Source organism: Streptomyces sp. BoleA5, assembly GCF_000373665.1.
Lineage (GTDB): Bacteria > Actinomycetota > Actinomycetes > Streptomycetales > Streptomycetaceae > Actinacidiphila.
Window position 1 is genome coordinate 215,938 of the sequence record NZ_KB892113.1, and the last position, 26,451, is coordinate 242,388.

26 protein-coding genes are annotated in these 26,451 nt (G+C 72.8%); 11 read left to right on the forward strand and 15 right to left on the reverse strand.

All coding sequences use genetic code 11. From position 1 onward, the window contains the following. Positions 1 to 2: 2 nt before the first annotated feature. The 7 genes from B085_RS0125280 to B085_RS0125310 all read right to left on the reverse strand — a co-directional run bounded on the left by B085_RS0125280 (position 3) and on the right by B085_RS0125310 (position 9,876). Positions 3 to 527, reverse strand: coding sequence for a PadR family transcriptional regulator (locus tag B085_RS0125280; protein WP_018561397.1), 525 nt, complete (start codon positions 525 to 527; stop codon positions 3 to 5). Positions 528 to 761: 234 nt separating this feature from the next. Further along, complete coding sequence (locus B085_RS0125285; RefSeq protein WP_018561398.1) at positions 762 to 2,210, reverse strand: catalase; 1,449 nt, start codon at positions 2,208 to 2,210, stop codon at positions 762 to 764. A 162-nt stretch (positions 2,211 to 2,372) separates the two neighbouring features. After that, positions 2,373 to 4,964, reverse strand: a complete 2,592-nt coding sequence (locus B085_RS0125290; RefSeq protein ID WP_026251420.1) for a SpoIIE family protein phosphatase — start codon at positions 4,962 to 4,964, stop codon at positions 2,373 to 2,375. 59 nt (positions 4,965 to 5,023) lie between these two features. After that, entirely contained in the window at positions 5,024 to 5,710 is a 687-nt protein-coding gene (locus tag B085_RS0125295) for a class I SAM-dependent DNA methyltransferase (RefSeq protein ID WP_018561399.1), read from the reverse strand. A 127-nt stretch (positions 5,711 to 5,837) separates the two neighbouring features. Beyond that, entirely contained in the window at positions 5,838 to 6,521 is a 684-nt protein-coding gene (locus B085_RS0125300) for a DUF402 domain-containing protein (protein ID WP_037732393.1), read from the reverse strand. A gap of 116 nt (positions 6,522 to 6,637) precedes the next feature. Then, positions 6,638 to 8,047, reverse strand: coding sequence for a class II fumarate hydratase (locus B085_RS0125305; protein WP_018561401.1), 1,410 nt, complete (start codon positions 8,045 to 8,047; stop codon positions 6,638 to 6,640). A gap of 170 nt (positions 8,048 to 8,217) precedes the next feature. Further along, positions 8,218 to 9,876 carry a fumarate hydratase gene (locus tag B085_RS0125310; RefSeq protein ID WP_018561402.1) on the reverse strand — a complete coding sequence of 553 codons (1,659 nt, stop codon included), beginning with the start codon at positions 9,874 to 9,876 and terminating at the stop codon, positions 8,218 to 8,220. A gap of 129 nt (positions 9,877 to 10,005) precedes the next feature. Here B085_RS0125310 and B085_RS0125315 point away from each other — a divergent pair, with 129 nt between their 5' ends. Both B085_RS0125315 and B085_RS0125320 read left to right on the forward strand, forming a co-directional pair. Continuing rightward, the gene (locus tag B085_RS0125315) at positions 10,006 to 10,683 is read left to right on the forward strand and encodes a DUF1707 SHOCT-like domain-containing protein (protein WP_018561403.1); all 678 of its coding nucleotides are present in this window, start codon (positions 10,006 to 10,008) and stop codon (positions 10,681 to 10,683) included. 230 nt (positions 10,684 to 10,913) lie between these two features. Further along, positions 10,914 to 11,267 carry a WhiB family transcriptional regulator gene (locus B085_RS0125320; protein ID WP_018561404.1) on the forward strand — a complete coding sequence of 118 codons (354 nt, stop codon included), beginning with the start codon at positions 10,914 to 10,916 and terminating at the stop codon, positions 11,265 to 11,267. An 82-nt stretch (positions 11,268 to 11,349) separates the two neighbouring features. Here B085_RS0125320 and glpX read toward each other — a convergent pair whose 3' ends face one another. Continuing rightward, entirely contained in the window at positions 11,350 to 12,393 is a 1,044-nt protein-coding gene (gene glpX, locus B085_RS0125325; RefSeq protein WP_018561405.1) for a class II fructose-bisphosphatase, read from the reverse strand. Positions 12,394 to 12,555: 162 nt separating this feature from the next. Between glpX and B085_RS0125330 the strand changes: the two genes are divergently transcribed. Beyond that, positions 12,556 to 13,092, forward strand: a complete 537-nt coding sequence (locus B085_RS0125330) for a DUF4245 domain-containing protein (RefSeq protein ID WP_026251422.1) — start codon at positions 12,556 to 12,558, stop codon at positions 13,090 to 13,092. A 66-nt stretch (positions 13,093 to 13,158) separates the two neighbouring features. Here B085_RS0125330 and B085_RS0125335 read toward each other — a convergent pair whose 3' ends face one another. The 3 genes from B085_RS0125335 to xseA all read right to left on the reverse strand — a co-directional run bounded on the left by B085_RS0125335 (position 13,159) and on the right by xseA (position 15,395). Continuing rightward, complete coding sequence (locus B085_RS0125335) at positions 13,159 to 13,752, reverse strand: malonic semialdehyde reductase (RefSeq protein ID WP_018561407.1); 594 nt, start codon at positions 13,750 to 13,752, stop codon at positions 13,159 to 13,161. Between the two features lie 141 nt (positions 13,753 to 13,893). Continuing rightward, the gene (locus B085_RS0125340) at positions 13,894 to 14,133 is read right to left on the reverse strand and encodes an exodeoxyribonuclease VII small subunit (protein ID WP_018561408.1); all 240 of its coding nucleotides are present in this window, start codon (positions 14,131 to 14,133) and stop codon (positions 13,894 to 13,896) included. Between the two features lie 53 nt (positions 14,134 to 14,186). Continuing rightward, on the reverse strand, positions 14,187 to 15,395 hold the full coding sequence (gene xseA, locus B085_RS0125345) for an exodeoxyribonuclease VII large subunit (protein ID WP_026251423.1): 1,209 nt from the start codon (positions 15,393 to 15,395) through the stop codon (positions 14,187 to 14,189). 151 nt (positions 15,396 to 15,546) lie between these two features. Here xseA and B085_RS49525 point away from each other — a divergent pair, with 151 nt between their 5' ends. From B085_RS49525 to ppgK, 3 genes are all read left to right on the forward strand, one after another. Continuing rightward, on the forward strand, positions 15,547 to 15,738 hold the full coding sequence (locus B085_RS49525) for a hypothetical protein (RefSeq protein WP_158689823.1): 192 nt from the start codon (positions 15,547 to 15,549) through the stop codon (positions 15,736 to 15,738). Between the two features lie 142 nt (positions 15,739 to 15,880). Next, positions 15,881 to 16,876, forward strand: coding sequence for a 4-hydroxy-3-methylbut-2-enyl diphosphate reductase (locus B085_RS0125350; protein ID WP_026251424.1), 996 nt, complete (start codon positions 15,881 to 15,883; stop codon positions 16,874 to 16,876). A 29-nt stretch (positions 16,877 to 16,905) separates the two neighbouring features. Next, the gene (ppgK, locus tag B085_RS0125355) at positions 16,906 to 17,649 is read left to right on the forward strand and encodes a polyphosphate--glucose phosphotransferase (RefSeq protein WP_026251425.1); all 744 of its coding nucleotides are present in this window, start codon (positions 16,906 to 16,908) and stop codon (positions 17,647 to 17,649) included. A gap of 85 nt (positions 17,650 to 17,734) precedes the next feature. Here the strand turns inward: ppgK and B085_RS43715 are convergent, their stop codons facing one another. Next, on the reverse strand, positions 17,735 to 18,280 hold the full coding sequence (locus B085_RS43715; RefSeq protein WP_018561412.1) for a DUF6542 domain-containing protein: 546 nt from the start codon (positions 18,278 to 18,280) through the stop codon (positions 17,735 to 17,737). A 191-nt stretch (positions 18,281 to 18,471) separates the two neighbouring features. Between B085_RS43715 and ychF the strand changes: the two genes are divergently transcribed. After that, the gene (ychF, locus tag B085_RS0125365) at positions 18,472 to 19,560 is read left to right on the forward strand and encodes a redox-regulated ATPase YchF (RefSeq protein ID WP_018561413.1); all 1,089 of its coding nucleotides are present in this window, start codon (positions 18,472 to 18,474) and stop codon (positions 19,558 to 19,560) included. 109 nt (positions 19,561 to 19,669) lie between these two features. On the opposite strand, the gene B085_RS0125370 is transcribed toward ychF, so the two are convergent. Then, complete coding sequence (locus B085_RS0125370) at positions 19,670 to 20,251, reverse strand: Uma2 family endonuclease (RefSeq protein WP_018561414.1); 582 nt, start codon at positions 20,249 to 20,251, stop codon at positions 19,670 to 19,672. A gap of 190 nt (positions 20,252 to 20,441) precedes the next feature. Between B085_RS0125370 and B085_RS45870 the strand changes: the two genes are divergently transcribed. Together B085_RS45870 and B085_RS0125380 are read left to right on the forward strand one after the other, a co-directional pair. Next, positions 20,442 to 20,852, forward strand: coding sequence for a hypothetical protein (locus B085_RS45870; protein WP_158689824.1), 411 nt, complete (start codon positions 20,442 to 20,444; stop codon positions 20,850 to 20,852). Between the two features lie 184 nt (positions 20,853 to 21,036). Further along, positions 21,037 to 22,119: a DUF4190 domain-containing protein gene (locus B085_RS0125380; RefSeq protein WP_018561416.1), complete on the forward strand. Its 1,083-nt coding sequence runs from the start codon at positions 21,037 to 21,039 to the stop codon at positions 22,117 to 22,119. Here B085_RS0125380 and B085_RS0125385 read toward each other — a convergent pair. Next, the gene (locus B085_RS0125385) at positions 22,058 to 22,762 is read right to left on the reverse strand and encodes a response regulator (protein ID WP_018561417.1); all 705 of its coding nucleotides are present in this window, start codon (positions 22,760 to 22,762) and stop codon (positions 22,058 to 22,060) included. The two genes, B085_RS0125380 and B085_RS0125385, sit on opposite strands and share 62 nt — an antisense overlap. Beyond that, positions 22,759 to 23,964 carry a sensor histidine kinase gene (locus B085_RS0125390; protein WP_018561418.1) on the reverse strand — a complete coding sequence of 402 codons (1,206 nt, stop codon included), beginning with the start codon at positions 23,962 to 23,964 and terminating at the stop codon, positions 22,759 to 22,761. Before B085_RS0125390 ends, B085_RS0125385 begins: the two co-directional genes overlap by 4 nt. A 212-nt stretch (positions 23,965 to 24,176) precedes the next feature. Here B085_RS0125390 and B085_RS0125395 point away from each other — a divergent pair, with 212 nt between their 5' ends. Together B085_RS0125395 and B085_RS0125400 are read left to right on the forward strand one after the other, a co-directional pair. Further along, complete coding sequence (locus B085_RS0125395) at positions 24,177 to 25,205, forward strand: carboxymuconolactone decarboxylase family protein (RefSeq protein ID WP_018561419.1); 1,029 nt, start codon at positions 24,177 to 24,179, stop codon at positions 25,203 to 25,205. Positions 25,206 to 25,368: 163 nt separating this feature from the next. Further along, on the forward strand, positions 25,369 to 26,334 hold the full coding sequence (locus tag B085_RS0125400) for an LAETG motif-containing sortase-dependent surface protein (RefSeq protein ID WP_018561420.1): 966 nt from the start codon (positions 25,369 to 25,371) through the stop codon (positions 26,332 to 26,334). Positions 26,335 to 26,451: the final 117 nt, after the last annotated feature.

Sequence of the window (26,451 nt, forward strand, 5' to 3'; positions counted from 1 at the left end):
GCTCACTCGGCTACCTCCGCCGCGAGTAGGTCGAGGCGGGCGGCGGTGAGTTCCAGCCACCGCAGGTCCGCCTCCAGGTGGAACAGGGCGTGGTCGCAGACGAGCTGGTCCGCGAGGTCGCCGTGCCGTTTGCGTTCGGTCAGTTCCCGCATCAGCCGCAGATGCTCGGACCGCTGGGTGTCGAGCAGACCGGCGGCGCTGCGCCCGGTGAGCAGCGCGAGGACGACCTTGGTGTAGAGGGTGTTCTGCAGATAGGGCTCGGGCTTCTCCGGCTGTGCGAGCCACTTGTCGACGTCGGTGATCCCGGCGTCGGTGATCGCGTACCGCTTGCGCTCCGGGCCGCCGCCGGGCTCGATGCCCTCGACCTCGACCAGCCCGTGCTTCAGCAGCCGTGCCATCGTCGAGTAGACCTGCCCGTAGTGCAGCGGGCGGTCGTGACCGAACTTGCCGTCGAATGCCCGCTTCAGGTCGTACCCGTGACGCGGGCCGGACTCCAGGAGTCCGAGCAGGGTGTGGCCGATGCTCATGACCGAGGACTCTACACGACGCGTATACCTACGGTGTATAGATCTTGTGCATAGTGACGCACCGGTGACCTGACCCCTCCTGAACAGGTCCTTTCTCATTCCGTGCCCGGGACGCGTCTGATACGCGGTGGGCTCGCAGCCCGGCCCGCCCGGTTTCGTCCCGGAGCGCGATGCAGCCCCGAGGCACGGACGGACATCACGTGCTCCGGGGCTGCGGCCGTGGGGAGGTGCGGCCTACAGGCCGTTGACGTTGGCGGCGATGCGGTCGCCGACCTCCTTGTCGATGTTGCGCCAGTATTCGACCGCGCGCGCCAGGACGGGGGCGCTGACCCCGTTCTTCAGGTGGCCCGACACGTTGGAGACCAGCCGGTCGCGGGCGGCGTCGTCCAGGACCTTCCGGACCATCGTGCCGGCCTGGCCGAAGTCGTCGTCCTCGCGGTGCAGCTTGTACGGCTCGTGCACCATGTTCCCCGCGACCTCCCAGCCGGCCGGGTCGCCGAAGCGGGCGATGTCGGCCTCGGGCCCGCCCACGGAGTTCGGGGCGTAGGGGGCGGCGGCGCGCGACGGCTCGTAGCGCATCGGGCCGTCCTTGGCGTACGAGCGCACCTCGGTGTGCGGCCGGTTCGGCGGCAACTGGGCGTAGTTGGGGCCGATCCGGTAGCGGTGGGTGTCGGCGTACGAGAAGAGCCGGCCGAGGAGCATCTTGTCCGGCGAGGGGCCGATGCCGGGCACCATGTTGCTGGGCTCGAAGGCGGCCTGCTCGATGTGGATGAAGTAGTCCTCGGGGTTCCTGTTCAGGGTCATCCGGCCGACCTCGATCAGCGGGTAGTCGCCGTGCGGCCACACCTTGGTGAGGTCGAAGGGGTTGAACCGGTAGTCCGCGGCGTCGTCGAACGGCATGACCTGCACGTACAGCGTCCACGAGGGGTGTTCGCCGCGCTCGATGGCCTGGAAGAGGTCCCGGCGGTGCAGATCGCCGTCGGCGCCCGCGAGGTGGTCGGCCTCCTCCTGGGTGAGGAAGTCGATGCCCTGGTCGGTCTTGAAGTGGTACTTGATCCAGTGCCGCTCGCCGCCGCCGTTGACCCACATGTAGGTGTGGGAGCCGTAGCCGTTCATGTGGCGGTACGTCTTGGGCACGCCGCGGTCGCCCATCAGCCAGGTGACCATGTGTGCCGACTCGGGGGACAGTGTCCAGAAGTCCCACTGCATGTTGTTGTCACGCAGGCCGGAGTCGGGACGGCGCTTCTGGCTGCGGATGAAGTCCTGGAACTTCATCGCGTCGCGTACGAAGAAGACCGGGGTGTTGTTGCCGACCAGGTCGTAGTTGCCGTACTCGGTGTAGAACTTCAGGGCGAAGCCGCGCGGGTCGCGCCAGGTGTCGGGACTGCCCAGCTCGCCGGCGACGGTGGAGAAGCGGGCCAGCATCTCCGTGCGGCGTCCGGGCTGGAAGAGGTCGGCCTTGGTGAACTGGCTGACGTCGTTCGTCACCTCGAAGACGCCGTACGCGCCCGAGCCCTTGGCGTGCACCACACGCTCCGGGACCCGTTCGCGGTTGAACTGCGCCATCTTCTCGATCAGGTAGTGGTCCTGGAGAAGGACCGGGCCGTCCGAGCCCACCGTGAGCGAGTGCGCGTCGCTCTCCACCGGGATCCCGGCGTTGTTGGTGGTGTAGGGGGTGCTCATGTGAGTGTGTCCTCCCGTCGATCTTCGGAAGAGTCCGTCGGGGGCTCCTGGTCGCTAACGACCACACAAACACTGAATCACCGGCTCGGCACGCCGGACAATGGCTTCACGCCATGGATCTGGACAATGTCCAAAAATAAAACGTGTACGGACACGGAGTGTCTACCGGTCGACACCGCCCGGAATGCCCATCTCGAACCAGACCACCTTCCCGGCGCTCAGCCGGGTCGCTCCCCAGCGCTGCGCCATCCGGTTGACCAGGTAGAGCCCCCGCCCGCCCTCGTCCTGCGGCTGGGCGTGGCGCATCCGCGGCAGCGTCGGGGCGTCGTCGCCGACCTCGCAGCGCAGCACGTCGGTGCGGAGCAGCCGCAGGGTGATGGGGCGCTCGGCGTACCGCACCGCATTGGTCACCACCTCGCTGACCAGCAACTCCGTCGCCTCGGCCAGCGGCTCCAGGTTCCAGCGGCTGAGCGCCTGGCGCACCAGCCTCCGGGCCCGGCCGGCCGTCTGCGCCCGCGGCTCCAGGAACCAGTAGGCGACGTCGCGCGGCGCGATGCCGTCGAAGCGGGCGGCCAGCAGCGCGATGTCGTCGTCCCGGTCGCCCGGGCCGACGATCTCCAGCACCTCGTCGCACAGCGGCTCCAGAGGCGGCGGGCACACCACCGCCGACGCCGTGTGCAGCCGCTCGCGCAGCATCTCGATGCCGCCCCACACGTCACGGGCCCGTGACTCCACCAGGCCGTCGGTGTACAGCAGCAGCGTCGCCCCGGCCGGGGCGGGCAGCTCCACCGCCTCGAAGGGCACGCCGCCCACGCCGATCGGCGCGCCCGGCGGCACGCGCAGCACCTCGGCGAGGCCGCTGGCGTGCAGCAGCACCGGTGGCGGGTGGCCCGCGTTGGCGATGGTCACCCGGTGCGCTATCGGGTCGTAGACCGCGTAGATGCAGGTGGCCATGCGGTCCTGGCCGAGCCGCTGGGCCTGCTCGTCCAGGTGGTAGAGCACCTCCTGCGGCGACAGGTCCAGGCCCGCCAGGGTCTGCACGGTCGTCCGCAGCTGGCCCATGATCGCCGCCGAGGTCATGGAGTGGCCCATGACGTCGCCGACCACCAGCGCCACCCGGCTGCCGGGCAGCGGGATCGCGTCGTACCAGTCGCCGCCGACCCGGGCCGACTCGGCGGCGGGCAGGTAGCGGCTCGCCAGCCGGACCCCGGTGGGCTCCGGCAGGGAGTCCGGCAGCATCTCGCGCTGCAGGGAGTCGGCGATGGACGCCTCGCGGTCGTAGAGCACCGCCTTGTCCACGCCGAGCGCGGTGTGGGTGGCCAGCTGGGCCGCGATCAGCAGGTCGTCCGGGTCGAACGGGGCGCGCTCGGGACGGCGCAGCAGCACGGTCGCGCCGATCACCCGGCGGCGGCCGCGCAGCGGTGCCAGGATCGCCCGGCGTCCGGCCGGAAGGTCTAACGTCCCGCCGAACTCGGCCTCCCGGCAGCCTCCGACCAGCTCGTGGAGGGCCGCCGTGGACTGCGCGTTCTCGGAGAACACCGGCCGCACCCCGCGCAGGACCTCGGCCAGCGGGCCGTCCGTGGGGACGTTCACGACCTCGGCGGCCGAGCCGTAGGCGCCCTCCGTGGAGGGGACGACCGGCATGAGCAGGCCCTCGACCGGCTCCGGGGCGTCCTCGTCCGGCACCCGGTCGGTGCGCCGCAGCCGCAGCACCAGCGGACCGGAGGGGCGCTCGTCGCCCACGGGCAGCGGGTCGCGCAGGTAGACCAGGATCGCGTCGGCGAAGGCGGGCACCGCGGAGCGGCACAGGCCCAGCACGATCTCGTCCAGGTCCAGGCCGCGGGCGATGCGGCGGGTGGCCGCGCCGATGTAGCGCAGCCGATCGGTCTCGGCCTGTCCCGCCCGGCCGCGGTTCTGCGGGCCGATCTTCTTCAGCGGCTGGCCGCCGGTGGAGTCCTCGTCGACGGGGTGCCCGCCCGCGGGGCCTCCGCGGCCGCCCTGCCGGCCGGTCGCCCGGGAGGTCGGCAGCGTCGTGTCCGGGGTGCGCTGACGGGCGCGCGACTCGCCGCCCTCCGGCTGCGCGGGGCCCGGGACGCCCGGGGTCCCGCCGCCCGCGGTGGCCCGGCGGCCGGGCTCCACGGGGGCGGCCATCGCGGTGGCGGCCCGCCGGTTCCGGCCCGCGGAGCGGTTCCAGGACTCGCCGGTCGCCGGGGCACCGTCGGGGGCCTCGGGGGTGCGCAGCCGTACCGTCTGCCGTCCGCGGGAGCCGTCGGCGGGGACGGCGGTCATGTGCTGGACGGCGGCCACGCCCTCCCCGGCCACCACCCGGGCGGCCTGACGGTCCCGCACCTCGGAGGACCGCCGCGCGGAACGTCCGCCGCGCGCACGCCCGCCGCCGCGGCCGGGCTTGACGGGGGCGGGAGCCGACGTGGGGGCGTCCGAGGGGGTCTGACGCTGCGCCGGCGGCGTGGCCGCGCCGCCGGGATCGCCCGTGCCGCCGGCGGCCGCGCCACGCTTGGTGCCGCCGCCCCGGCGGCCCCGGCGCGGGCGGCCGCCTGCCCCGGCCGGGTCCGGGGACCGGCCGGGGGCCTGCGCCGCGGACGGGGGCGCGACCGCCTCGTCGCCCGGGGCGGGGTCCGCGGGCAGCCGGAAGCCGGCCCGTGGATCCGGTACCGGTTCGGTGTCGCCCGGACGTGCCGGGCCTGCCGTCGTCTCCTGGACGGCGGCCTGCTCAGAAATGCGCTCCGTGCTCACGCTGGTCGTTCCATCCGGTCGGGTGCGTCACATGCCGGGCACGTGGCGGGGCAGCCGCGTCAGGCGGGTCGTCGGCAGTGCAGGAAGAGCTGCTCCTCCGGCGGCACTTCGGTGCTGTGCGGCGCGTACGCGTACGAATCCTCCTCAAGGACCGTGAATCCCGCTTCGGCGACCACCTGGCGCAATTCATCCCGTAGATAACCCGATACCCGGATGGTGTTACCAAGGAACGGAATCGCGAAGTCGTCCACGTCGGCTTCCACCATCGAAAGGGTGAACATACCGCCCGGGAGGAGGAGGTCGTGGACGCTGCGCAGGGCCAGCGGGATCTCCACCCGAGGCAGCATCAGCAGCGAGAAGAAGGCCACGACGGCGTCGAAGCGGCCCAGGTCCTCGGGGCCGCCCGGCCCGTAGCGGCCGCCGGTCCGCAGGTCCGCGATGTCGGCCCGGTGGAAGTCCGCCCTCGGCACGTGCCGGCGGGCGAGCGCGAGCATCCCCGCGGAGAGGTCCACACCCGTCACCTTGTGCCCGGCCTCGACCAGCTGACGGCTGGTCGGCAGCCCCGTTCCGCAGCCCAGGTCCAGGACCCGGGAGCCCGCGGGGAGTCGCGTCAGGAGCCGTTCGCCCGCGGTGACCTGGCCCTCCTTGTGCGGGAAGGCCTCGTCGTAGCGGTCACCTATGGCGTCGAACCCCTCGGCCTGGCCGGTGCGGTCCAGCCGTATGTCCTCGTAGCCGCCGACTCCCACAGCCCGGGCCTCCCGTATGACCTTGGTGACATAGCGTCAAACTCTAGTGTGAGCCTGTGTTTTGTGCAGCACTATGGGCCACGATCTTACGATTGGGGCAGGGGTCCCCGGCAAGCCGCTCACGCGGTCACCTTGCCGGACGATCCCAGTCAACCGGAAGGGCCGGTACCGGCCACGCCGGATTCGGACGCCAGTGCTCCCATCCGTCCCGGAAGGGCCGCCCCCAGGCTCCGATCACGTCGACCGCCCGGCGGCCGGCCTCCCGCACCCGCTCGGCCGTCGCAGCCGTCATCAGGCCGGCGGCCTGCGCCTGGGCGAACTCGTCCTCGTCCCGCCACTGCCAGTCCCGGTCGGGGGTGACGTGGATGTCCAGGAAGTGGTCCTCCGAGTCGACCCCGCCCGACCAGCGGCGCAGGGGCTCCTCCAGGTTCACGTACCAGTTCTTGAAGCGCCAGCCCTGCTCCCAGAACAGCCACACCGACCAGGGCTCGTCCGGCCGGGCCAGCTTGAGCACGCCCGCGCCCCACCAGCGGTCGACGCACGTCGTGCGCGGCCTGAGGTAGCGGGTCTCCAGCGGCTCGTGGTGGATCGGCGAGCCGTCCGCGAGGACCGGCTTGACGCACTCGGTGCCCGGCGCCATCCACACCGCGAGCAGTTCCGGGTCGTCGCGGACCACGGTCACCGGACGGCAGATGTGCACCGCGTCGCTGCCGTTGCCGCGGTAACGCCACAGCACCTGCTCGCCGGGGGCCCAGTGGCCCGTGCCACCGTCCCGGCCCGCTCCCTGGGAAAGAAGGATGTCCGCTGTCATGAACGGATCTTACGGACCCCGTGTTACGGAGGCGTCACCCTTGAGCCGGACGTTCGTCACGCCGGACGTTCGTCACGCCGGGCGCGGGACGGCCGGGGCGGCGGCGTGCCGCGCCGTCAGGGCCGGGTCATCCGCAGCACGTCCAGCGCCTCGTCCAGCTGCTCCAGGGTGAGCAGCCCGCGCTCCACGTAGCCGGTCTCCAGCACCACCTCGCGGATGGTCTTCCGCTCGGCCAGCGATCGCTTGGCGACCTTGGCCGCCTCCTCGTAGCCGATGTACTTGTTGAGGGGGGTGACGACCGACGGCGAGGACTCCGCGTACTCGCGGGCCCGCTCCACGTTCGCCGTGATCCCGTCGACCGTGCGGTCCGCCAGCAGCCGGGAGACGTTCGCGAGCAGCCGGACCGACTCCAGGACGTTCCGGGCGATCACCGGGAGCATGACGTTCAGCTCGAAGTTGCCCGCGGCGCCGGCCGTCGTGATCGTCACGTCGTTGCCGATGACCTGCGCGGACACCATCAGCACCGCCTCGGGGATCACCGGGTTCACCTTGCCCGGCATGATCGACGAACCGGGCTGCAGGTCCGGCAGGGCGATCTCGGCGAGACCGGTGCGCGGCCCGGAGCCCATCCAGCGCAGATCGTTGGCGATCTTGGTCAGGCCCACGGCGATCGTGCGCAGCTGCCCGGAGGTCTCCACGACGCCGTCGCGGGCGCCCTGCGCCTCGAAGTGGTCCCGCGCCTCGGTCAGCGGCAGCCCGGTCGTCCGCGCCACCTCGGCGATCACCGCCGCCGAGAAGCCGGGCGGGGTGTTGATCCCCGTGCCGACCGCGGTGCCGCCCAGCGGCAGCTCCGCCAGCCGGGGCAGCGAGGCCCGCAGCCGCTCCACCCCGTACCGGACCTGGGCCGCGTAGCCGCCGAACTCCTGGCCCAGCGTCACCGGCGTGGCGTCCATCAGATGCGTACGGCCGGACTTCACCACGTCACCGAACTCCGCGGCCTTGCGCTCCAGCGAGGCCGCCAGGTGCTCCAGCGCCGGGATCAGGTCGCCGGTCACCGCGGCGGTCGCGGCGATGTGCAGGGAGGAGGGGAAGACGTCGTTGGAGGACTGGCTCGCGTTGACGTGGTCGTTGGGGTGCACCGCGCGGCCGAGCCGCTCGCTCGCCAGGGTCGCGATGACCTCGTTGGTGTTCATGTTGGAGGAGGTGCCGGACCCGGTCTGGAACACGTCGATCGGGAAGTGCCCGTCCCAGCGCCCCTCGGCCACCTCGGCGGCGGCCTCCTGGATCGCCTCCGACACGTCCTTGTCCAGGACGCCCAGCTCCGCGTTGACCTTGGCCGCCGCCGCCTTGATGCGGGCGAGCGCCTCGATGTGGGCGCGCTCCAGCCCCCGTCCGCTGATGGGGAAGTTCTCCACCGCCCGCTGCGTCTGCGCCCGCCACTTGGCGTGTGCCGGGACGCGCACCTCGCCCATCGAGTCGTGCTCGGTGCGGTACTCGTGCTGGTCCCCTGCGTCCTGCTCGGGCATGGCCGGAATTCCTTCCATCGCGGACATCGCCGGGTGTACCGGGCACTTCCCAGTAGAACCCGAATCCCTCGGTAGGACAGCGGCGCGGGAGGTTTCATTCCCCCGGAGCGGGCCCGCGGACACAGGACGGCCCGGCACCGCGCACGCGGTGCCGGGCCGTCCCGGAAGGGTCACGCCCCCGGGCGCACCGGGATGCTGGTGAACGTCGGCGCGGGGGCCGGATCGGTGAAGAAGTCGTTGCCCTTGTCGTCGACGACGATGAAGGCCGGGAAGTCCTCGACCTCGATCCTCCAGACCGCCTCCATGCCGAGCTCGGCGTACTCGACGACCTCGACCTTCTTGATGCAGTCCTGCGCCAGGCGCGCCGCCGGGCCGCCGATCGAGCCGAGGTAGAAGCCGCCGTGCGCGGCGCACGCGTCGGTGACCTGCTTCGAGCGGTTGCCCTTGGCGAGCATGACCTTGGAGCCGCCCGCGGCCTGGAACTGCTCGACGTAGGAGTCCATGCGGCCGGCGGTGGTGGGGCCGAAGGAGCCGGAGGCGTAGCCCTCGGGGGTCTTGGCCGGGCCCGCGTAGTAGACCGGGTGGTCGCGCAGGTACTGCGGCATCTCCTCGCCCGCGTCCAGCCGCTCCTTGATCTTCGCGTGCGCGATGTCGCGGGCGACGACCAGCGGGCCGGTCAGCGACAGCCGGGTCTTGACCGGGTACTTGGAAAGCTCCGCCAGCACCTCGTCCATCGGGCGGTTGAGGTCGACGCGTACGACGGTGTCGTCCGACAGGTGCTCGTCGGTGGTCTCGGGCAGGTACCGGGCGGGGTCGGTCTCCAGCTGCTCCAGGAAGACGCCCTCGGCGGTGATCTTCGCGACGGCCTGGCGGTCGGCGGAGCAGGACACGGCGATGGCGACCGGCAGGGAGGCGCCGTGCCGGGGCAGCCGCACCACACGCACGTCGTGGCAGAAGTACTTGCCGCCGAACTGCGCGCCGATGCCGATCCGCTGCGTCAGCTCGAAGACCTTCTCCTCCAGCTCCTTGTCCCGGAAGCCGTGGCCGGTCGGGGAGCCCTCGCCGGGCAGCTCGTCCAGGTAGTGCGCGGAGGCGTACTTGGCGGTCTTCAGCGCGTACTCGGCGGAGGTGCCGCCGACCACGATCGCCAGGTGGTACGGCGGGCAGGCGGCCGTGCCGAGTGAACGGATCTTCTCCTCCAGGAACTTCATCATGGAGGCCTCGTTCAGGACCGCCTTGGTCTCCTGGTAGAGGAACGACTTGTTGGCGGAGCCGCCGCCCTTGGCCATGAAGAGGAACTTGTAGGCGCCGCCGTCGGTCGCGTACAGCTCGATCTGCGCGGGCAGGTTGGAGCCGGTGTTCTTCTCCTCCCACATGGTGATCGGGGCCATCTGGGAGTAGCGCAGGTTGAGCTTGGTGTACGCGTCGAAGATGCCGTGCGACAGGGCTGCCTCGTCGCCGCCCTGGGTGAGCACGTTCTGACCGCGCTTGCCCATCACGATCGCGGTGCCGGTGTCCTGGCACATCGGCAGGACGCCGGCCGCGGCGATGTTGGCGTTCTTCAGCAGGTCCAGGGCGACGAAGCGGTCGTTGGGGGACGCCTCGGGGTCGTCGAGGATCCGGCGCAGCTGGGCGAGGTGCGCGGGCCGCAGGTAGTGGGAGATGTCGTGCATCGCCTCGGCGGCGAGCTTGCGCAGCGCCTCCGGCTCCACCTTGAGGAACGTCCGGCCGTCGGCCTCGAAGGTGCTGACGCCCTCGGAGGTGATCAGACGGTACGGAGTGGTGTCCTCACCGAGGGGGAGCAGATCCGTATAGGCGAACTCGGGCATAAGGGACATCCTCACTGGCGCTGCGTCATAGAAGCCCAACAAGCGTAGAACGTTCGCGGGGTGCCGGATGTGTGAGGTGACCCTCACCGGGCCTAGTCGCGATCTATCGCGTTTGTGTACGGTAGTCGGGTGGATGAGTCGTCGCTCCAGAAGCGTGAACAGCACCCCGTGCGCCCCGTGGCCGAAGCCGATATCCGCGCGTCCGACGCGGACCGCGACCGGGTGGCCGACATCCTTCGCGATGCCCTGGCGGAGGGCCGCCTGACCACCGAGGAGCACTCCGAGCGGCTCGACGGGGTCTACGCGGCCAAGACCGTCGGCGAACTGGAGCCGTACGTCCGAGACCTCCCCGCGGGGCGCACCGCCGGCGCGCCCGCGCCGTCGCCGGGGGCGCACCACTGGGTGCCCGACGGCTCCGGGGAGAACCCCAACCTGATCGGCATCCTTGGCGGCGCCGAGCGCAAGGGCCGCTGGCGGGTCGGTTCGAGGATCAACGCCGTCGCCATCCTGGGCGGCGTCGTCATCGACCTGACCGAGGCCACCTTCACCAGCCCCGAGCTGGTCATCAACTGCACCGCCATCATGGGCGGCGTCGAGATCAAGGTCCCGGAGAACGTCACGCTGCACGGCGGCGGAGTCGTGGGGATCATGGGCGGTTCCGACGTGAAGGCGTACGAGGCGCCCGACCCGAACGCCCCGGTCATCAAGGTGCAGGGCTTCGCCTTCTGGGGCGGCGTCGAGGCCAAGCCGCGCCGCGGCAAGCGCGTGAAGAAGAAGGGGCTCGGCCCCGCCGAACTCGACGGCTGACCACGGCGCGGACCAACTCCCGTGCCGCGCAAGGGGATCGGCGGCACACGGCACCGGCCCGGTGGGCGTCGCGCCCGGCGCTGTGCGCATGAACGCGCGTACAGCGGGTAGGGCAAGGGGACACGTCGCTGGCCGCAGCCCTCCTCACGCCGACAGACCCGTGGAGACGCACCGGCACCGCAGCGACGGGCAAGGGTGACACCAAGCCGAGCCGTCGTCAGGAGTATCCCGTGCTTCAACCGATCGAGCCCCCGGCAGCCTCCAGGTCCTCCCTGAGTCACCCCCGGGACCTGGGCGGCCCATGGCACTCGGAGGCGGCGTGCCGCAGTGACGAGGCGGGTCTGTTCTTCGCGCCGTCCAAGGAGCCGACAGCGGCGCGGCTGTCCCGGGAGGAGGCCGCCAAGCGGGTGTGCGCGCGCTGCCCGGTGATGCTGGAGTGCCGCGAACACGCGCTGCTCCAGCCCGAGCCCTACGGCGTGTGGGGCGGGATGACCGCCGCGGAGCGCAGGGTCGTACTGGCCCGGCGTCGCCGCCGGGAGGCGGAACTGCAAAGGCCCGGGACGCGGATCGCCGCGGCGGGCTGAACGGACGCACGAGGACGGGGACCCCGCCGCGCGGCGGGGCCCCCGTCCTCGTGCGCCGGTGCGCGGCGCGGGCCGCGGCGGCTCAGCGCGCGCGGTCGAAGTCGATGGTGCTGTAGGCGCGCAGCTTCGACAGGCGGTGCGTGGAGTCGATCTGGCGGATCGTGCCGGACTTCGAGCGCATGACCAGCGACTGGGTGATGGCGGTCTCGGCGCGGTACCGCACTCCGCGCAGCAGTTCGCCGTCGGTGATGCCGGTGGCGACGAAGAACACGTTGTCGCCCCTGACCAGGTCGTCCGTGTGCAGGATCCGCTCCAGGTCGTGGCCCGCGTCCAGGGCGCGCCGCTTCTCCGCCTCGTCCTTCGGCCACAGCTTGCCCTGGATCGTGCCGCCGAGGCACTTGATGGCGCAGGCCGCGATGATGCCCTCGGGCGTTCCGCCGACGCCCATCAGCATGTCGACGCCGGTGCCCTCGCGGACGGCCATGATCGCGCCGGCCACGTCGCCGTCGGAGATGAACTTGATGCGCGCGCCGGTCTCCCGGACCTCCTTGACGATGCCCTCGTGACGGGGACGGTCGAGGATGACGACCGTGACGTCCTCGGGGGCGCTGCCCTTCGCCTTGGCGACCCGGCGGATGTTGACCGAGGGCGGGGCGGTGATGTCGACGTAGTCGGCGGCCTCGGGGCCGGTGACCAGCTTGTCCATGTAGAAGACGGCCGAGGGGTCGTACATCGTGCCGCGGTCGGCGGCGGCGAGCACCGCGATGGCGTTGGGCATGCCCTTGGCGGTCAGGGTGGTGCCGTCGATCGGGTCCACGGCGATGTCGCACTCCGCGCCGTTCCCGTCGCCGATGCGCTCACCGTTGAAGAGCATCGGGGCCTCGTCCTTCTCCCCCTCGCCGATGACGACGACGCCGTTCATCGACACGGTGGAGACGAGGGTGCGCATGGCCTTGACGGCCGCGCCGTCCGCGCCGTTCTTGTCACCGCGCCCGACCCAGCGGCCGGCCGCCATGGCGGCGGCCTCGGTCACCCGGACGAGTTCCAGGGCGAGGTTGCGGTCGGGGGCCTCGGGATTCACCTCGAGCTGCGGCGGCAGACTGTGGTGTTCGTGCTGCTCGGTCATCTCAGCGCACCTTTCTGTACGAGGACGGCCGGGATAAGAGGGTGTTACGACCTTATCCGGACCCCGCCAGGATGAGCAGGGCGCCCGTCACATGAGCGGACTTCCCGCCGGGCGCGACCCCGGGCGGCCGGACGGCCCGGGGCATGGGGGACCATAGGGGGCGTGGCAAAGAAGCGCGGCACGGAAACACTGCGGGACATGGTGCTCTCGATGGCGGCGATCGGGGTCGTCGCCGGGGTCATCTGGCTCTTCATCCCGCACGATGAGAACCACGACCCCGTCAAGGTCGTCGGCTACCGGGTCGAACTCGACCAGGCACGGCGCGACGCCCCCTACGGGGTGGCGGCTCCGGAGGGGCTCGGCAAGGACTGGCGGGCGACCTCGGTGACGTACGAGTCCACCGACCCGGAGGCCGTGCGGTGGCACCTGGGCTTCGTCGACCCGAAGAACGAGTACGCGGCCGTCGAGCAGAGCAACGAGGCCACGGAGAAGTTCGTCGCGATCAAGAGCCACCAGGCGAAGCGGGTCGGCACCCGCACCGTCGACGGTGAGACCTGGCAGCGCTACGAGGGCGACAAGTACGACGCGCTCGTGCGCGAGAAGGGCGGGGTCACCACGATGGTCACCGGCACGGCCCCGATGGCCCGGCTCGAGGAACTGGCGGCCGCGCTCGACGAGCGGGGCGGCCGGCAGGACTGAAGCGCGTCACCGCCGCCAGCCTCGGGCCGGCGGCGGTGACGGTTTCGGTGACGGGGGCGGTTCCCGTCAGACGGTGGTGACGACCTCGTCGTACGCCAGGCGCGGCCCGCGCTCGCGCCAGGCGTTCTCGCCCGGCTTGCCGATGTTGACCACGGCCAGCACGGAGTGGTCGCCGTCGGGGAAGAACTCCCTGTCGATGGCACCGGCGTCGTAACCGGTCATGGGGCCGGCGGCCAGGCCCGCGGCCCGCACGCCCAGGATGAAGTAGCCGACCTGCAGGGCGGCGTTGAAGCCCGCGGACGCCTCACGCGCCGGGCGCTCGCCGAAGAGCACCTCCTTGGCCTGCGGGAAGGCCGGGAACTGGGCCGGCAGCTCCTCGTGGAACTCGTTGTCGGCGGCCAGGACCGCGACCAGCGGCGCCGCGGCGGTCTTCGCGCGGTTGCCCTCGTTCATGTGGCGCACCAGGCGCTCGCGGGCCTCGGGGGAGCGCACCAGCACGATGCGCAGCGGCTGCTGGTTGTAGGCGGTGGGGGCGTACTTGACCAGGTCGTACACGTCCTGGACCTGCTCCTCGGTCACCGGCTCGTCGGTGAACGCGTTGGCGGTGCGCGCCTCGCGGAAGAGGAGGTTCTGGGCGGCGGGGTCCAGCTGGAGCGTCATGGGGTACCTCGGTGGGGGTGTGGAGCAGCGCCCTGGGGACAGGCGTGTCGGAACTCCCTCCCACCATAGATGAATTTTCAATCAAACTTTCAACTATCACTCCGTGAAGCGGGTCACGCCGCCCGCGCACCGCTCACCCGCTCACTCCTCAGCGGCGGCCTCCGGACCCTCCCCGGCCCCGCCTGACTCCTGCGCCAGGGCCGCGTCCAGCCGGGCGCGAGCGCCCTCCAGCCAGTCGCGGCACACCTTGGCGAGCTGCTCCCCCCGCTCCCACAGGGCGAGGGACTCCTCGAGCGTGGAGCCGCCGGCCTCCAGACGGCGAACGACGTCGACGAGCTCGTCGCGGGCCTGCTCGTACCCCAGCGTGTCCTGATCTGCCATGGCACCAGCCTAGGGCCGCCCTCCGACACGGCGGCCGGGCACGCGGCGCCCGGTCAGCGTGTGACGCGGACGGCGAACTCGCCCTCGGCCACCCGGGCGCGCAGCTTCTCCTCCTCGGCCACCTCGTCCGCGGCGCGCACCACCTGCCCGTCCTCGCGCTGCAGCACCGCGTACCCGCGCTGCAGCGTCGCGGCGGGGGAGAGCGCGAGGACCCGGGCGCGGGTGTGCGCCAGCTCGTCGTCCGCCCGCTCCAGCCGGTGCCGCAGATGGCGGCGGGACCGCTCCAGCAGGGCGGCGACCTGCTCCTCGCGCTCGTCCACCATCATGTGCGGCCGCGCCATGCACGGCCGGCTCACCGCGGCGGCCAGCCCCCGCTCCTCCCGGTCCAGCAGCCCGCGCATCACCCGCAGCGACCGCTGCCGCAACTGCCCGACCCGGGCCAGCTCCTCGCCCACGTCCGGCACGACACGCTTGGCGGCGTCGGTCGGCGTCGAGGCGCGCAGATCCGCCACCAGGTCCAGCAGCGGGGTGTCCGGCTCGTGCCCGATCGCCGACACCACGGGCGTACGGCACTCCGCCACCGCCCGCACCAGCCGCTCGTCCGAGAACGGCAGCAGATCCTCCACGCTGCCGCCGCCCCGCGCCACGATGATCACGTCGACCTCGGGGCGGGCGTCCAGGCCGCGCACCGCCTCGATCACCTGCGGCACCGCGTACGCCCCCTGGACGGGCACGTTGCGCACCTCGAAGCGGACCGCGGGCCAGCGCAGCCGGGCGTTCTCCAGCACGTCCCGCTCGGCGGCCGAGGCCCGGCCGCAGACCAGCCCGATCAGCTGCGGCAGGAACGGCAGCGGCCGCTTGCGCTCCAGCGCGAACAGGCCCTCGCCCGCCAGCCGCTTCTTGAGCTGCTCCAGCCGCAGCAGCAGGTCGCCGACGCCTATCGGGCGGATCTCCGCCGCGCGCAGCGACAGCTGGCCGCGCGGCGCGTACCACTCCGGCTTGGCGTTCACCACGACCCGGGCGCCCTCGCCGACCGCCCCGTCGAAGGCGTCGAAGACCGCCCGGCGGCACGTCACGCCGATCGAGATGTCGTGCGACGGATCGCGCAGCGTCAGGAACACCACGCCCGCCCCCGGGCGCCGTGACAACTGGGTGATCTGCCCCTCGACCCACACCGGGCCGAGCCGGTCGATCCAGCCGCCGATCAGCCGGGACACCTCGCCGACCGGGATCGGCGTCTCCGCGGACGTGTTCACAGCCATGCGCCGAGACTAGCCCCCGCCACGGACAGTGACGCCCTCCCGTCCGACCCGAATGGCGCGCCCCGCTGTCCTCCCGGCGCGCCGCCGCGCAGGCTGGGCAGGAGTGTCGCCGGTGACGCCCGCGTCGCCGGCAGGTGTCCTGGGAGGTCCCATGCGCCGACCCGGCCGGCACGGCTGCCCGCCGTCCGAACGACCGCCGCGCGTCCACGCAGGGTTCCGCGTCGGCCGCTACGGTCCCGGCTGCGGCTGCTTCGCCTGCCTGCCCCTGGCCGGGGCCGCCCTCGCGGCCGGGTGGGTGCTCGCCGCCCGCCGTGCCGCCCGGGGCCCGGGGGGCTGCCGCTGAGCCCCGCGTCCCGCGCCCCGTCCGGCCCGTCCGGGCGGGTCCGTCGCGTGCGCCCCGGGACGCTCCGGCACCGCCCCCGCACCCCCGGCCGGGGCACCCGGGGCAGCGGTGGGGCCCCGTCCGGGCCCCGTACGATGGGCACATGACCGCTACGACTTCCCGCCGCGTCCTGCTCGCCGCCCCGCGAGGCTACTGCGCGGGTGTGGACCGTGCCGTGATCGCCGTCGAGAAGGCCCTTGAGCAGTACGGGGCCCCGATCTACGTCCGCCACGAGATCGTCCACAACAAGTACGTCGTGCAGACCCTGGAACGGAAGGGCGCGATCTTCGTCGAGCAGACGGAGGAGGTGCCGCCGGGGTCGATCGTCATGTTCTCCGCCCACGGCGTCGCCCCGGTCGTGCACGAGGAGGCCGCCAAGGGCCGGCTCGCCACGATCGACGCGACGTGCCCGCTGGTCACCAAGGTCCACAAGGAGGCCGTGCGGTTCGCGAACGAGGACTACGACATCCTCCTGATCGGCCACGAGGGCCACGAGGAGGTCATCGGCACCTCCGGTGAGGCCCCCGACCACATCACCCTGGTCGACGGCCCCGGCGACGTCGAGAAGGTCGAGGTCCGCGATCCGTCCAAGGTCGTCTGGCTCTCGCAGACCACGCTCTCCGTGGACGAGACCATGGAGACCGTCGACGCGCTCAAGGAGAAGTTCCCGCTGCTGATCTCGCCGCCGAGCGACGACATCTGCTACGCCACGCAGAACCGCCAGCTCGCCGTGAAGCAGATGGGGGCCGAGGCCGACCTGGTCATCGTCGTCGGCTCGCGCAACTCCTCCAACTCCGTGCGCCTGGTCGAGGTCGCCAAGCTGGCCGGCGCCCGCGCCTCGTACCTGGTGGACTTCGCCGACGAGATCGACCCGGCGTGGCTGGACGGCGTCTCCACGGTCGGCGTCACCTCCGGTGCCTCCGTGCCCGAGGTGCTCGTCGAGCAGGTGCTGGAGTGGCTGGCCGCCCGCGGCTTCGAGGACGTGGAGATCGTCAAGGCCGCCGAGGAGTCGATCACCTTCTCGCTGCCCAAGGAGCTCCGCCGGGACCTTCGCGCCGAGGCCGGCGAACTGATGCGGGGAGACACCTCCGAGGGGTGACCGACCGTGCCACGCCGTAGCGTTGGGGCATGAGCGTTTTCGGTGTGGACATCGGCGGATCGGGCATCAAGGGTGCCCCGGTCGACCTCGGGCGTGGTGAACTGGCGGAGGAGCGCTTCAAAGTGCTCACCCCGCATCCCGCGACCCCCGACGCCGTCGCGGAGTGCGTGAAGCAGGTCGTCGACTACTTCGGGTGGACGGGCCCGGTGGGGGCCACGTTCCCCGGAGTGGTGACGCACGGCATGACGCGTACGGCGGCGAACGTCGACAAGGGCTGGATCGACATGGACGCCGCGGGGCTCCTGTCCCAGAAGGTCGGCTGCGCGGTGACCCTGCTCAACGACGCGGACGCCGCGGGCATGGCCGAGATGGAGTACGGGGCGGGCCGCGGCCGCAAGGGCACGGTCATCGTGCTCACCCTCGGCACGGGCATCGGCAGCGCCGTCTTCGTCGACGGCAACCTGCTGCCCAACACGGAACTCGGCCATCTGGAACTGCACGGCCACGACGCCGAGAAGAAGGCCTCCACCAAGGCGAAGGACGACGAGGGCCTCACCTGGGAGCACTGGGCCAAGCGCCTGGACAAGTACCTGGCCCACGTCGAGATGCTCTTCTCGCCCGAGCTGTTCATCCTCGGCGGCGGGGTCAGCCGCAAGGCCGACAAGTTCCTGCCGCTGCTGACCGGCATCAGGGCCGAGATCGTGCCGGCCGCGCTGCAGAACAACGCGGGGATCGTGGGCGCGGGCATGGCGGCGGCCGCGGTCCGCTCCTGACCACGGCGGCCGGCGGGAGACGGCCGGGGAACGGTGCCCTCTGGGGCGCCCCCCGGCCTCTCCGGGGCCGGGGGGCGGAGGGCGCTCAGCGGCGCCGTTCGCGCATCACATAGGCCACCTTCCGCCCGGCCGCGATCATCGCGGCACCGACCGTGCCCCCGTACAGCCAGCCCGTCAGGGTGGCGAGCCCCGTCAGCAGGCCCATCACATGGCCCGTGAAGCCCCCGCCCTCGCCGTCGGCCGTCACGGCCAGCGCGATGGTGAAGGCGATGGGCGCGCAGACCGGCGCCGCCGACAGGTCGTACGGCCGTACGAAGAGGCCTGCGGCGAGGCAGGCCAGCAGGAAGACGACCCCGAAGAGGGTGCCGGGCTCACCGGTGATCAGGGAGTCCGCGGCGCCTCCGGCGAGGGCGGCCAGCGTGACGAAGACCCCCGTCCCCAGTCCGGTCAGCCGGGGCTCCGTCCGGCGCAGCCGGGCGGCCCGCAGCAGCAGCGGCCCCCGGGGCAGACCGCCCCGGACGGCTGTCGCGCCCTGCGGGCGGCGCTGCGGGCGGGCCGGCCGCGGCAGCGGGGAGGCGGCGGTGGGGGCACCGCTGTTCTTGTGGGGTGTGCGCGCACTGTGTTGCTCCACGCACCCAACGTAGGCGCCGGAGAGGGGGAAAACGGGGGCAGGACACGACTTTTCACCGCCTGAGGGGGCCGCTAGGGGCGCGGCCCGCCCGAGGGCCGGTGCGTTCCGTAGACTGGTGGATCGGTCCGCCGGTCGCCCCGCCCGGGCGCGGCGGCCCATTCCACCCACCTCTCGCCCTGGGAAGTCGTCACGTGTCGCTCACGATCGGAATCGTCGGCCTGCCGAACGTCGGCAAGTCGACCCTGTTCAACGCCCTGACCAAGAACGACGTGCTGGCGGCCAACTACCCGTTCGCCACGATCGAGCCCAACGTCGGCGTCGTCGGTGTCCCCGACCCCCGCCTGGACAAGCTCGCCGGGATCTTCGACTCGCAGCGCAAGCTCCCGGCGACCGTGGACTTCGTCGACATCGCCGGCATCGTGCGCGGCGCGAGCGAGGGCGCGGGCCTGGGCAACAAGTTCCTCGCGAACATCCGCGAGTCCGATGCCATCTGCCAGGTCATCCGCGCCTTCGTCGACCCGGACGTGGTGCACGTCGACGGCAAGGTGTCCCCCAAGGACGACATCGAGACGATCAACACCGAGCTGATCCTCGCCGACCTGCAGACCATCGAGAAGGTCCTGCCGCGGCTGACCAAGGACGCGCGGCTGCAGAAGGAGAAGGCGGCGGTGCTCGCCGCCGTCCAGGAGGCCCAGCAGATCCTCGAGGACGGCCGCACCCTGTTCTCCGCCGGCATCACCGCCGGCACGGAGAAGGCCGGCCTCCTGCACGAGCTGCACCTGCTGACCACCAAGCCCTTCCTCTACGTCTTCAACGTGGACGAGGACGAGCTGACCGACGAGGCGTTCAAGGCCGAGCAGCGCGCCCTGGTGGCGCCCGCCGAGGCGATCTTCCTCAACGCCAAGATCGAGTCCGAGCTGATCGAGCTGGACGACGAGGAGGCCCTGGAGCTGCTGCAGTCCATGGGGCAGGAGGAGCCGGGTCTGGCCACCCTCGCGCGCGTCGGCTTCGACACCCTCGGCCTGCAGACGTACCTCACGGCCGGGCCCAAGGAGGCCCGCGCCTGGACGATCAAGAAGGGCGCCACCGCGCCCGAGGCCGCCGGTGTCATCCACACCGACTTCCAGAAGGGCTTCATCAAGGCGGAGATCGTCTCCTTCGGAGACCTCGTCGAGTGCGGCTCCATCCCCGAGGCCCGCGCCAAGGGCAAGGCCCGCATGGAGGGCAAGGACTACGTCATGCAGGACGGCGACGTCGTGGAGTTCCGCTTCAACGTGTGAGCGATTCGTCGCGGTGTGCCGGATGATCCGTCAAGCGCGCACGTGAGAAGGGGCCGGGCTCTGTGAGCCCGGCCCCCATCGCGTTTCCGTGCCGACGCGGCGCTGACTCCTACTCGCTCCTCGGCGGGGTGAGCTTGTCGAGATCCAGGCTGATCTCGAAAGGCACAGGCCGCTTCAGGGTGCCCCGGAAGATGCCGGCGGGCGCGTAGACGCCGGTCGGCTCGTCGAGTTCGTAGACATGGACGACCGGGGCGCCGTCCTCGTCCTCGATGCACCAGTAGTGCGGGATGCCGGCCTCCGCGTACTTGCGGAGCTTGACCGTGCGGTCCCGGTGCGCGGACTCGGGTGAGACGACCTCGATGACGAGTCGCACCTCATCGGGCGCGAACCAGGTGCGGTCGTCGTCGTAGGCGGCCGTCGTCAAGAGCAGATCGGGTTCGGGCCGGTTTCGCTCATCGAGCTTCACCGTCATCTCACGGCCGACGCTGACATCGCTGGGCGCTTGGTCCATGAGGGCCACGGTGAGCATGGTGACGAGGTGGCCATGCCACCACCGCTGGGGCGACATCATGAAGACGAGGGCTCCGTCGATCAGCTCGGTGTGGCGGGGTGCCTCGGGGAGGCGGTCCAGGTCCTCCGCGAACCAGCCTTCCTCGCGCGGCGGGCGCATCCAGTCGGGCAGTGCGGTCATGGTTAAACCGTAGCGACTCGGCGTGGCCCGGGCCACGAGATCGTCATGGGGTGACCGCCTTCCCGGTCGTCCTGAGACGGCCGCGGACCGCCCTCCCACAGGTCCCAGGAGGAGCCCCGTAGGTCACAGCACGGAGACGGAAACAGCGCACCGGCGGGGGCCGGGCGTGCCGCGGGCCACCATGGCGGGCATGTCCACACGCCTCAGTACCGCAGTGCTCCTCGCCGCCGTGCTCCTCGCGGTCCCCGCCTGCACCTCCGGCACCGACGACGACGCCGGCGGCAAGCCCGGGGGCGGCGCCACGCCGTCCACCGGGGCGCCGGGCTCGAAGGTGCCGGACATCAGCGAGGGCATCCCGGAGGAGCCGACCGGGGTCGAGCGCGCGGCGCTCCTCGCCGCGCTCAAGGCCGTCGACCCGGCCCTGGCCGCCGACGCGGACAGGGCCGTCGCCAACGCGCGTCAGCAGTGCGCCACCATCACCGGGGGCGGCAACGCGGTGGCCGCCGCGCAGTCGCGGTTCGGCAGCGCCGGCCACCAGGTCACCGAGGAGCAGGCCAAGGCCGTCAACGAGGTGCTGAAGCGGACGCTCTGCACATCCTGACTCCCGTTACGGTTACGGCGACGGGGCGGCGGCCACCGGGTTGACGCAGCAGAAGAGGACCAGCCCACGGGCCTGCGAAAGCAGAAGGAGCCGCTGTAGGCGTCCCCGGTGATCTCCGCGTCGAGGGCCGGGATATATTCGCGCGGCCGTTCGCCACGTTCGCCCGTCCGTGAGGAGCCGTTCCGTGCAGCCTCCGCCGTATCCCCCGTACCCCCACCAGCCCGCGCTGCCGAACGCGTTGCCGGCCGCGCCGCGGCGGGCGCCGCTGAACGGGCTCGCCGTGGCCGCGCTGGTGACCGGGCTGCTGTGCATGGTGCCGGTGGTGGGGGTCGTGCTCGGGGCGATCGCGCTCGTGCAGATCGGGCGGACGGGCGCGCGCGGCAAGGGCATGGCCGTGACCGGGCTGGTGCTCTCGGCCGTCGGCACGCTGCTGTGCACGCTCGTGCTCGTCGGCGGCGTCGGCGCCTTCGTCGAGGGCTTCAAGGAGGGCGCCAGGGAAGGGGCCCGGGACGGTGGCGCCTTCTCGCTGCGCCGGGGCGAGTGCTTCGACACCCCCGGCGGCGGCCTGCGGGCCCCGGCCGCCGGCAGGGACACCGTGCCCTGCGCGCGCAGGCACACCGCCGAGGTGGTCGGGACGTTCCGGTTGCCCGGGGCGCAGGCCTACCCGGGCGACGCGGCGCTCCGGGACCGCGTGGAGGAACGCTGCCAGCGGCTGGCCGACGGCTACGCCATGGACGCCTGGGCGGTGCCGGCGGACGTCAAGGTGTACTACTACGCCCCGGACCGGCAGACCTGGAAGCTCGGCGACCGCCAGGTTACCTGCGTGTTCGGCAAGGAGAAGGGCACACTCGAGGGCTCCCTGCGGCAGGACGCGAGCACGCTCGACGCCCACCAGGTCGCCTATCTGGAGGCCGCCAACGCGCTCAACGAGGCCATGGCCGCCGGGCCGGAGGAGGAGTACGTGGAGGACGACCTGGAGGGCTACCGGAAGTGGGCCGGCGAGGTCACGGTGGCCCTCGCCGTGGAGGCCCGGGCGCTGCGGGCCCACGACTGGCCGGCCGGCGCCGCGGAACCGGTCGCCGCGCTCGCGGCGGAGGCCGGGAAGGCGCGCGCCGACTGGGCCAAGGCCGCCGAGGCGAAGGACGCGGACGCCTACTACGAGCACTACGAGGACGCGGACGCGCACAGCGGCCACGGGGAGGCGGTCAGGGCGCGGGAGGCGCTGGGGCTGGCCACGACGGTCGCTGCGGCGAACCCTTCGGTGTGATCAGCCCGGACTCGTAGGCGTAGACGACCAGTTGGGCGCGGTCGCGGGCGCCCAGCTTGGTCATCGCCCGGCTGACGTGGGTCTTGGCGGTCAGCGGGCTGATGACCATGCGCCCGGCGATCTCGTCGTTGGCGAGCCCGCGGGCGACGAGCGCGAGCACCTCGCGCTCCCGGTTGGTCAGCGCCTCCAGCCCCGCCGCGTGCGTGGCGTCGGGCGGCCGCGAGACGAACTCGCCGATCAGCCTGCGGGTGATCGCGGGGGAGAGCAGCGCGTCGCCGCGCTGGGCGACGTGGATGGCCTGGACGAGGTCGGCGGGTTCGGTGTCCTTCAGCAGGAAGCCGCTGGCTCCGGCGCGCAGCGCGTCGAAGACGTACTCGTCCAGGCCGTAGTTGGTGAGGATGACCACGTGCACCCCGGCAAGCCGGGGATCGGCGGCGATCAGCCGGGTCGCGCCGATCCCGTCGAGCACGGGCATCTGGACGTCGAGGAGCACCACGTCGGGCACGTGCCGCCGGGCGAGTTCGACGCCCTGCTGCCCGTCGCCCGCCTCGGCCACCACCTCGATGCCCTCCTCGGCGTCGAGGAGGGCGCGGAAACCGGCCCTCATCAGCGCCTGGTCGTCCACGATCAGCACGCGGATCACGACACCTCCTCCAGTGACGCCCCGGCGGCCCCGGCCGTCGTCCCGCCGTCGGCCGAGGGCAGGGGGTCCAGGGGGAGTTCGGCCCGTACGGAGAAGCCGCCCCCGGACCGCGGCCCGGCCCGCAGCCGCCCGCCGAGCGCGGTCACCCGCTCCCGCATCCCGGTCAGCCCGACCCCGGGCACCAGGCCGTCGCCGGGGGCCGCCGTGCCGTCGTCGTCGATCTGCACCACCAGCTCCCGGTCGCCGTACTCGATGCGGACGGTGGCCCGGGGCTCCGGCCCGGCGTGCCGGGCGACGTTGGTGAGCGCCTCCTGCACGATGCGGTACGCCGCCCGGTCGACCGCGTCGTCCAGCGGCCGTTCGCGTCCGCCGACCGTGACGCCGGTCGGCAGCCCGGCCGTTCGCGAGCGCTCGACCAGGTCCTCGATCCGGTCCAGCCCGTGGCCGCCCCCGGTGCCGCGCAGCACCTCCAGGGTCGCGCGCAGCTCCCGCATCGCCTCCCCGCTCGCCTCCTGGATCGCCAGCAGCGCGTCGGGCACCTCCTCGCCGCGCTTGCGGGCCAGATGGACGGCGACCCCGGCCTGCAGCTTGATGATCGAGATGCTGTGGGTGAGCGAGTCGTGCAGTTCCCGGGCGATCCGCAGCCGTTCCTCGCCGGCCCGGCGCAACGCCGCCTCCTCGCGGGTGCGTTCGGCGTCCAGCGCGCGCCGCTCCAGCTGCTCCAGGTAGGCCCGGCGGTGCCGGCCCACCACGGCCATGGCGACCGAGGCCAGGAACCAGCCGAGCAGCAGCGCGGTGGACTGCGCCGACGTGGGCGCGGGCTGCCCGGAGGCGAGATAGCCGGCGAGGAACGCCAGCGCCGACAACTGCGCCGGCAGCCGCTTCCCGCCCGCCCTGACCGCCATGTGGATCGCGACCAGCACGGGGAACGCCGCCGAGGGGCCGGGGTGCACCCGCAGCGCGTAGGCCAGCATGCAGCCGGTGCACAGCAGCAGCGCCGCCGCGGGCCGGCGGCGGCTCCCCGCCACCGCCAGCGCGCCCACCAGACCCAGCGCGAGGTCGAGGGCGTTCGCGGGGCGCGGCACCCCGGGCAGCAGCAGGACGTCGACGGCGAGGACGACGCCGATCACCGCGTCGAAGGCGACGCCCCGCCACCCCCGCAGCCCGGCCAACCCCTGACGCCCGATCAGCGTGCCACCCATGCCCGCACCCTACGCCGCCGCCCCGGGCGGCACGTCCTCCCCGAAGACGGCTCCGCGGCTACTCCCGGTGGAGTAGTCCCGCCCGCGGCCCCGGTGCCCGGAGCAGTGCCGGACCCCTTCCCCCGGACGACGACCGGACGGCCCCCGGGCGGCCACGATCGACCCGACGCGAACACCACCGTCCACGAGCCGTCCAGCGAGGAGGCCCGGCCATGGCCACGCCCTTCCGTCTCACCACTCCCGCGCCGCCCGGCGACGCCACCGGCCGGACCGCCGAGGTCTACGCCCAGCTCGCCGCCGACTTCGGCGTGGGCCACGCGCCGACCTTCGTGGCGCTGTCGGCCGCCCCCGACCTGCTCGCGGCGGCCTGGGCGGTGCTGCGCGAGTCGCTGCTCGCCGGCCGGGTCCCGCGCACCGACAAGGAGTTGGTCGCCCTGGGGGTGTCGGCCGCGAACCGCTGCCCCTTCTGCGTGGACGCGCACACCGTCCTGCTGCACGCCACCGGCGACCACCGCCTCGCCGAGACCGTCGCCCGCGGCGGCACGCCCGACGACCCCCGCCGGGCCGCGCTGGTCGCCTGGGGCAGGGCGACAGCGGCCCCCGGCCGTCCGGCGGCCGCGGAGCGCCCCTTCGGCCCGCGGGACGCGCCGGAGTTCGTCGGCACCGCCCTCGCCTTCCACTTCGTCAACCGGATGGTGTCCGCGCTGCTGACCGAGGACCTGCTGCCCGGCGGGCTGCAGCGGCTGCGGCTGGTGCGCAGCCTCGGCGGCCGGGCCCTGGCCCGCACCGTCCGCAGGCCGCTGCCGCCCGGGGCCAGCCTGCCGCTGCTGCGCGGTCCGGCCGGGCCCGCGCCGCAGTGGGCCGAGGACGCCCCGGTGGGCACCGCCTTCGCCGCGCTGCGGCGGGCCGCCGCCGTGGGAGGGCGACGGCTCGGCGACGCCGCCCGGGAGGCGGTGGTGGCCGCCGTGGACGCCTGGGACGGTACGCCCGAGCCGCTCGGCGGCGACCGGACCGCCGCGGCGCTCGCCGGGGTGCCCGCCGCCGAACGGCCCGGCGCCCGGCTGGCGTTGCTCGCCGCCCTCGCCCCGTACCGGATCACCGAGGCGGACGCGGAGGCCTGGCGGATCGCCGATCCGGACCCCTACGACGCCGATCTGGTGCGGGTGCTGGCCTTCGGCGCCATGGCCGCGGTGTGCCGGATCGAGACCTCGGTCACGAGCCTTTGCGTCGCCCCAGGTTGACAGCCCATTGACAGAGCCACGACGATGCGTGGTGCCACTGGGGCCGATGAGCCCCGTGTGCACTTCGACCACTCGCCCGGTGACGCCTCGGCCTGCTCACATACGGGGAGAGCTGCCGTCAGCCGCGCCCGCCGGGCCACGCAACGCCAAGATTGGGTTCTGCATGTCCATATCGCGACGTGTCACCGTCGGACGGCTGCTGGGCGTGAGCGCCGCGGCCGTCGCCCTCACCGCCGTGGGTGCCACCTCCGCCTGGGCCGGCGACTGCCCGGGCGGCAAGGGCTGGGACCGCGGTGGCCACCACGGCTACAAGCCCGGCCAGGGCGGCGGCACCAAGACCTCCACCGACCGCTGCGAGTTCTCGCTCGACGGCACGGCCTGGTACCCGTCGGTCAAGGTCGACGACGTCAACCTCAAGCCCGGCGAGGACGGCAAGGTCCACGTCAAGGTCCGGGTCGCGGACGGCTCCGCGTCCTGCACCGTGTCCCTCGCCTCCTACCGCACCCACGGTCCCACCTTCCAGACCTCGGGCAAGCAGGTGTTCCACGACTGGGACACCGTGAAGATCACCACCAGCACCGACACGCTCGACGTGGCCGTGCCGGACGTCACCTGCTTCGCGCAGGTCGACCTGTACTACGGCAACAAGAAGTACGACGGCGTCCTGGACGCCAACGACGGCTACGAGCACGGCGACCTGCCCGAGGGCCCGAACCACGCGGTCATCGGCGACAAGAAGATCGCCTGGTGGAACGGCGGCACGAAGGACTGCACCACGCAGACCGTCCCGTCCACCCCCGCCACGTCCACCCCGACCACCCCCTCGGGCGACGAGACCACCCCCGCCGGTGACGAGACCACTCCGGCCGGCGGCGAGGAGACCACCCCCGCCGCGACCGAGACCCCCTCGGCCACCGCCCCGGCCTCGGAGTCGGCGCCGGCCTCGGCCGCGCCGTCCGAGTCCGTCGAGGCCGAGACCTCCGAGTCCCCCAACGGCGGCTCGGGCGACCTCGCCGAGACCGGCAGCAGCAACGTGGGCATGCTCTCGGCCGCCGCGGCCGTGCTGCTGGCCGCCGGTGGCGGTGTGGTCCTCGCGACCCGTCGCCGTCAGGCCGCCCGCCGGCACTGACACGCGCCGAGCGCAGGAGGGGTACGGCCGCGTCGGCGGCCGTACCCCTCCGTCGTGCCGGGCCGGACCGCCGCCCGACGCGCTCGAGGCCCCCGTGGTCGAAGTGGCTCCCCCGGC

What these genes read in the sequence shown, in the direction of transcription:
- B085_RS0125280 (WP_018561397.1), bottom strand. Translation starts at nt 527, where the DNA reads ATGAGCATCGGCCACACCCTGCTCGGACTCCTGGAGTCCGGCCCGCGT.
- B085_RS0125285 (WP_018561398.1), bottom strand. Translation starts at nt 2,210, where the DNA reads ATGAGCACCCCCTACACCACCAACAACGCCGGGATCCCGGTGGAGAGC.
- B085_RS0125300 (WP_037732393.1), bottom strand. Translation starts at nt 6,521, where the DNA reads ATGACAGCGGACATCCTTCTTTCCCAGGGAGCGGGCCGGGACGGTGGC.
- B085_RS0125305 (WP_018561401.1), bottom strand. Translation starts at nt 8,047, where the DNA reads ATGCCCGAGCAGGACGCAGGGGACCAGCACGAGTACCGCACCGAGCAC.
- B085_RS0125310 (WP_018561402.1), bottom strand. Translation starts at nt 9,876, where the DNA reads ATGCCCGAGTTCGCCTATACGGATCTGCTCCCCCTCGGTGAGGACACC.
- glpX (WP_018561405.1), bottom strand. Translation starts at nt 12,393, where the DNA reads ATGACCGAGCAGCACGAACACCACAGTCTGCCGCCGCAGCTCGAGGTG.
- B085_RS0125335 (WP_018561407.1), bottom strand. Translation starts at nt 13,752, where the DNA reads ATGACGCTCCAGCTGGACCCCGCCGCCCAGAACCTCCTCTTCCGCGAG.
- B085_RS0125340 (WP_018561408.1), bottom strand. Translation starts at nt 14,133, where the DNA reads ATGGCAGATCAGGACACGCTGGGGTACGAGCAGGCCCGCGACGAGCTC.
- xseA (WP_026251423.1), bottom strand. Translation starts at nt 15,395, where the DNA reads ATGGCTGTGAACACGTCCGCGGAGACGCCGATCCCGGTCGGCGAGGTG.
- B085_RS49525 (WP_158689823.1), top strand. Translation starts at nt 15,547, where the DNA reads ATGCGCCGACCCGGCCGGCACGGCTGCCCGCCGTCCGAACGACCGCCG.
- B085_RS0125350 (WP_026251424.1), top strand. Translation starts at nt 15,881, where the DNA reads ATGACCGCTACGACTTCCCGCCGCGTCCTGCTCGCCGCCCCGCGAGGC.
- ppgK (WP_026251425.1), top strand. Translation starts at nt 16,906, where the DNA reads ATGAGCGTTTTCGGTGTGGACATCGGCGGATCGGGCATCAAGGGTGCC.
- B085_RS0125370 (WP_018561414.1), bottom strand. Translation starts at nt 20,251, where the DNA reads ATGACCGCACTGCCCGACTGGATGCGCCCGCCGCGCGAGGAAGGCTGG.
- B085_RS45870 (WP_158689824.1), top strand. Translation starts at nt 20,442, where the DNA reads ATGTCCACACGCCTCAGTACCGCAGTGCTCCTCGCCGCCGTGCTCCTC.
- B085_RS0125390 (WP_018561418.1), bottom strand. Translation starts at nt 23,964, where the DNA reads ATGGGTGGCACGCTGATCGGGCGTCAGGGGTTGGCCGGGCTGCGGGGG.
- B085_RS0125395 (WP_018561419.1), top strand. Translation starts at nt 24,177, where the DNA reads ATGGCCACGCCCTTCCGTCTCACCACTCCCGCGCCGCCCGGCGACGCC.
- B085_RS0125400 (WP_018561420.1), top strand. Translation starts at nt 25,369, where the DNA reads ATGTCCATATCGCGACGTGTCACCGTCGGACGGCTGCTGGGCGTGAGC.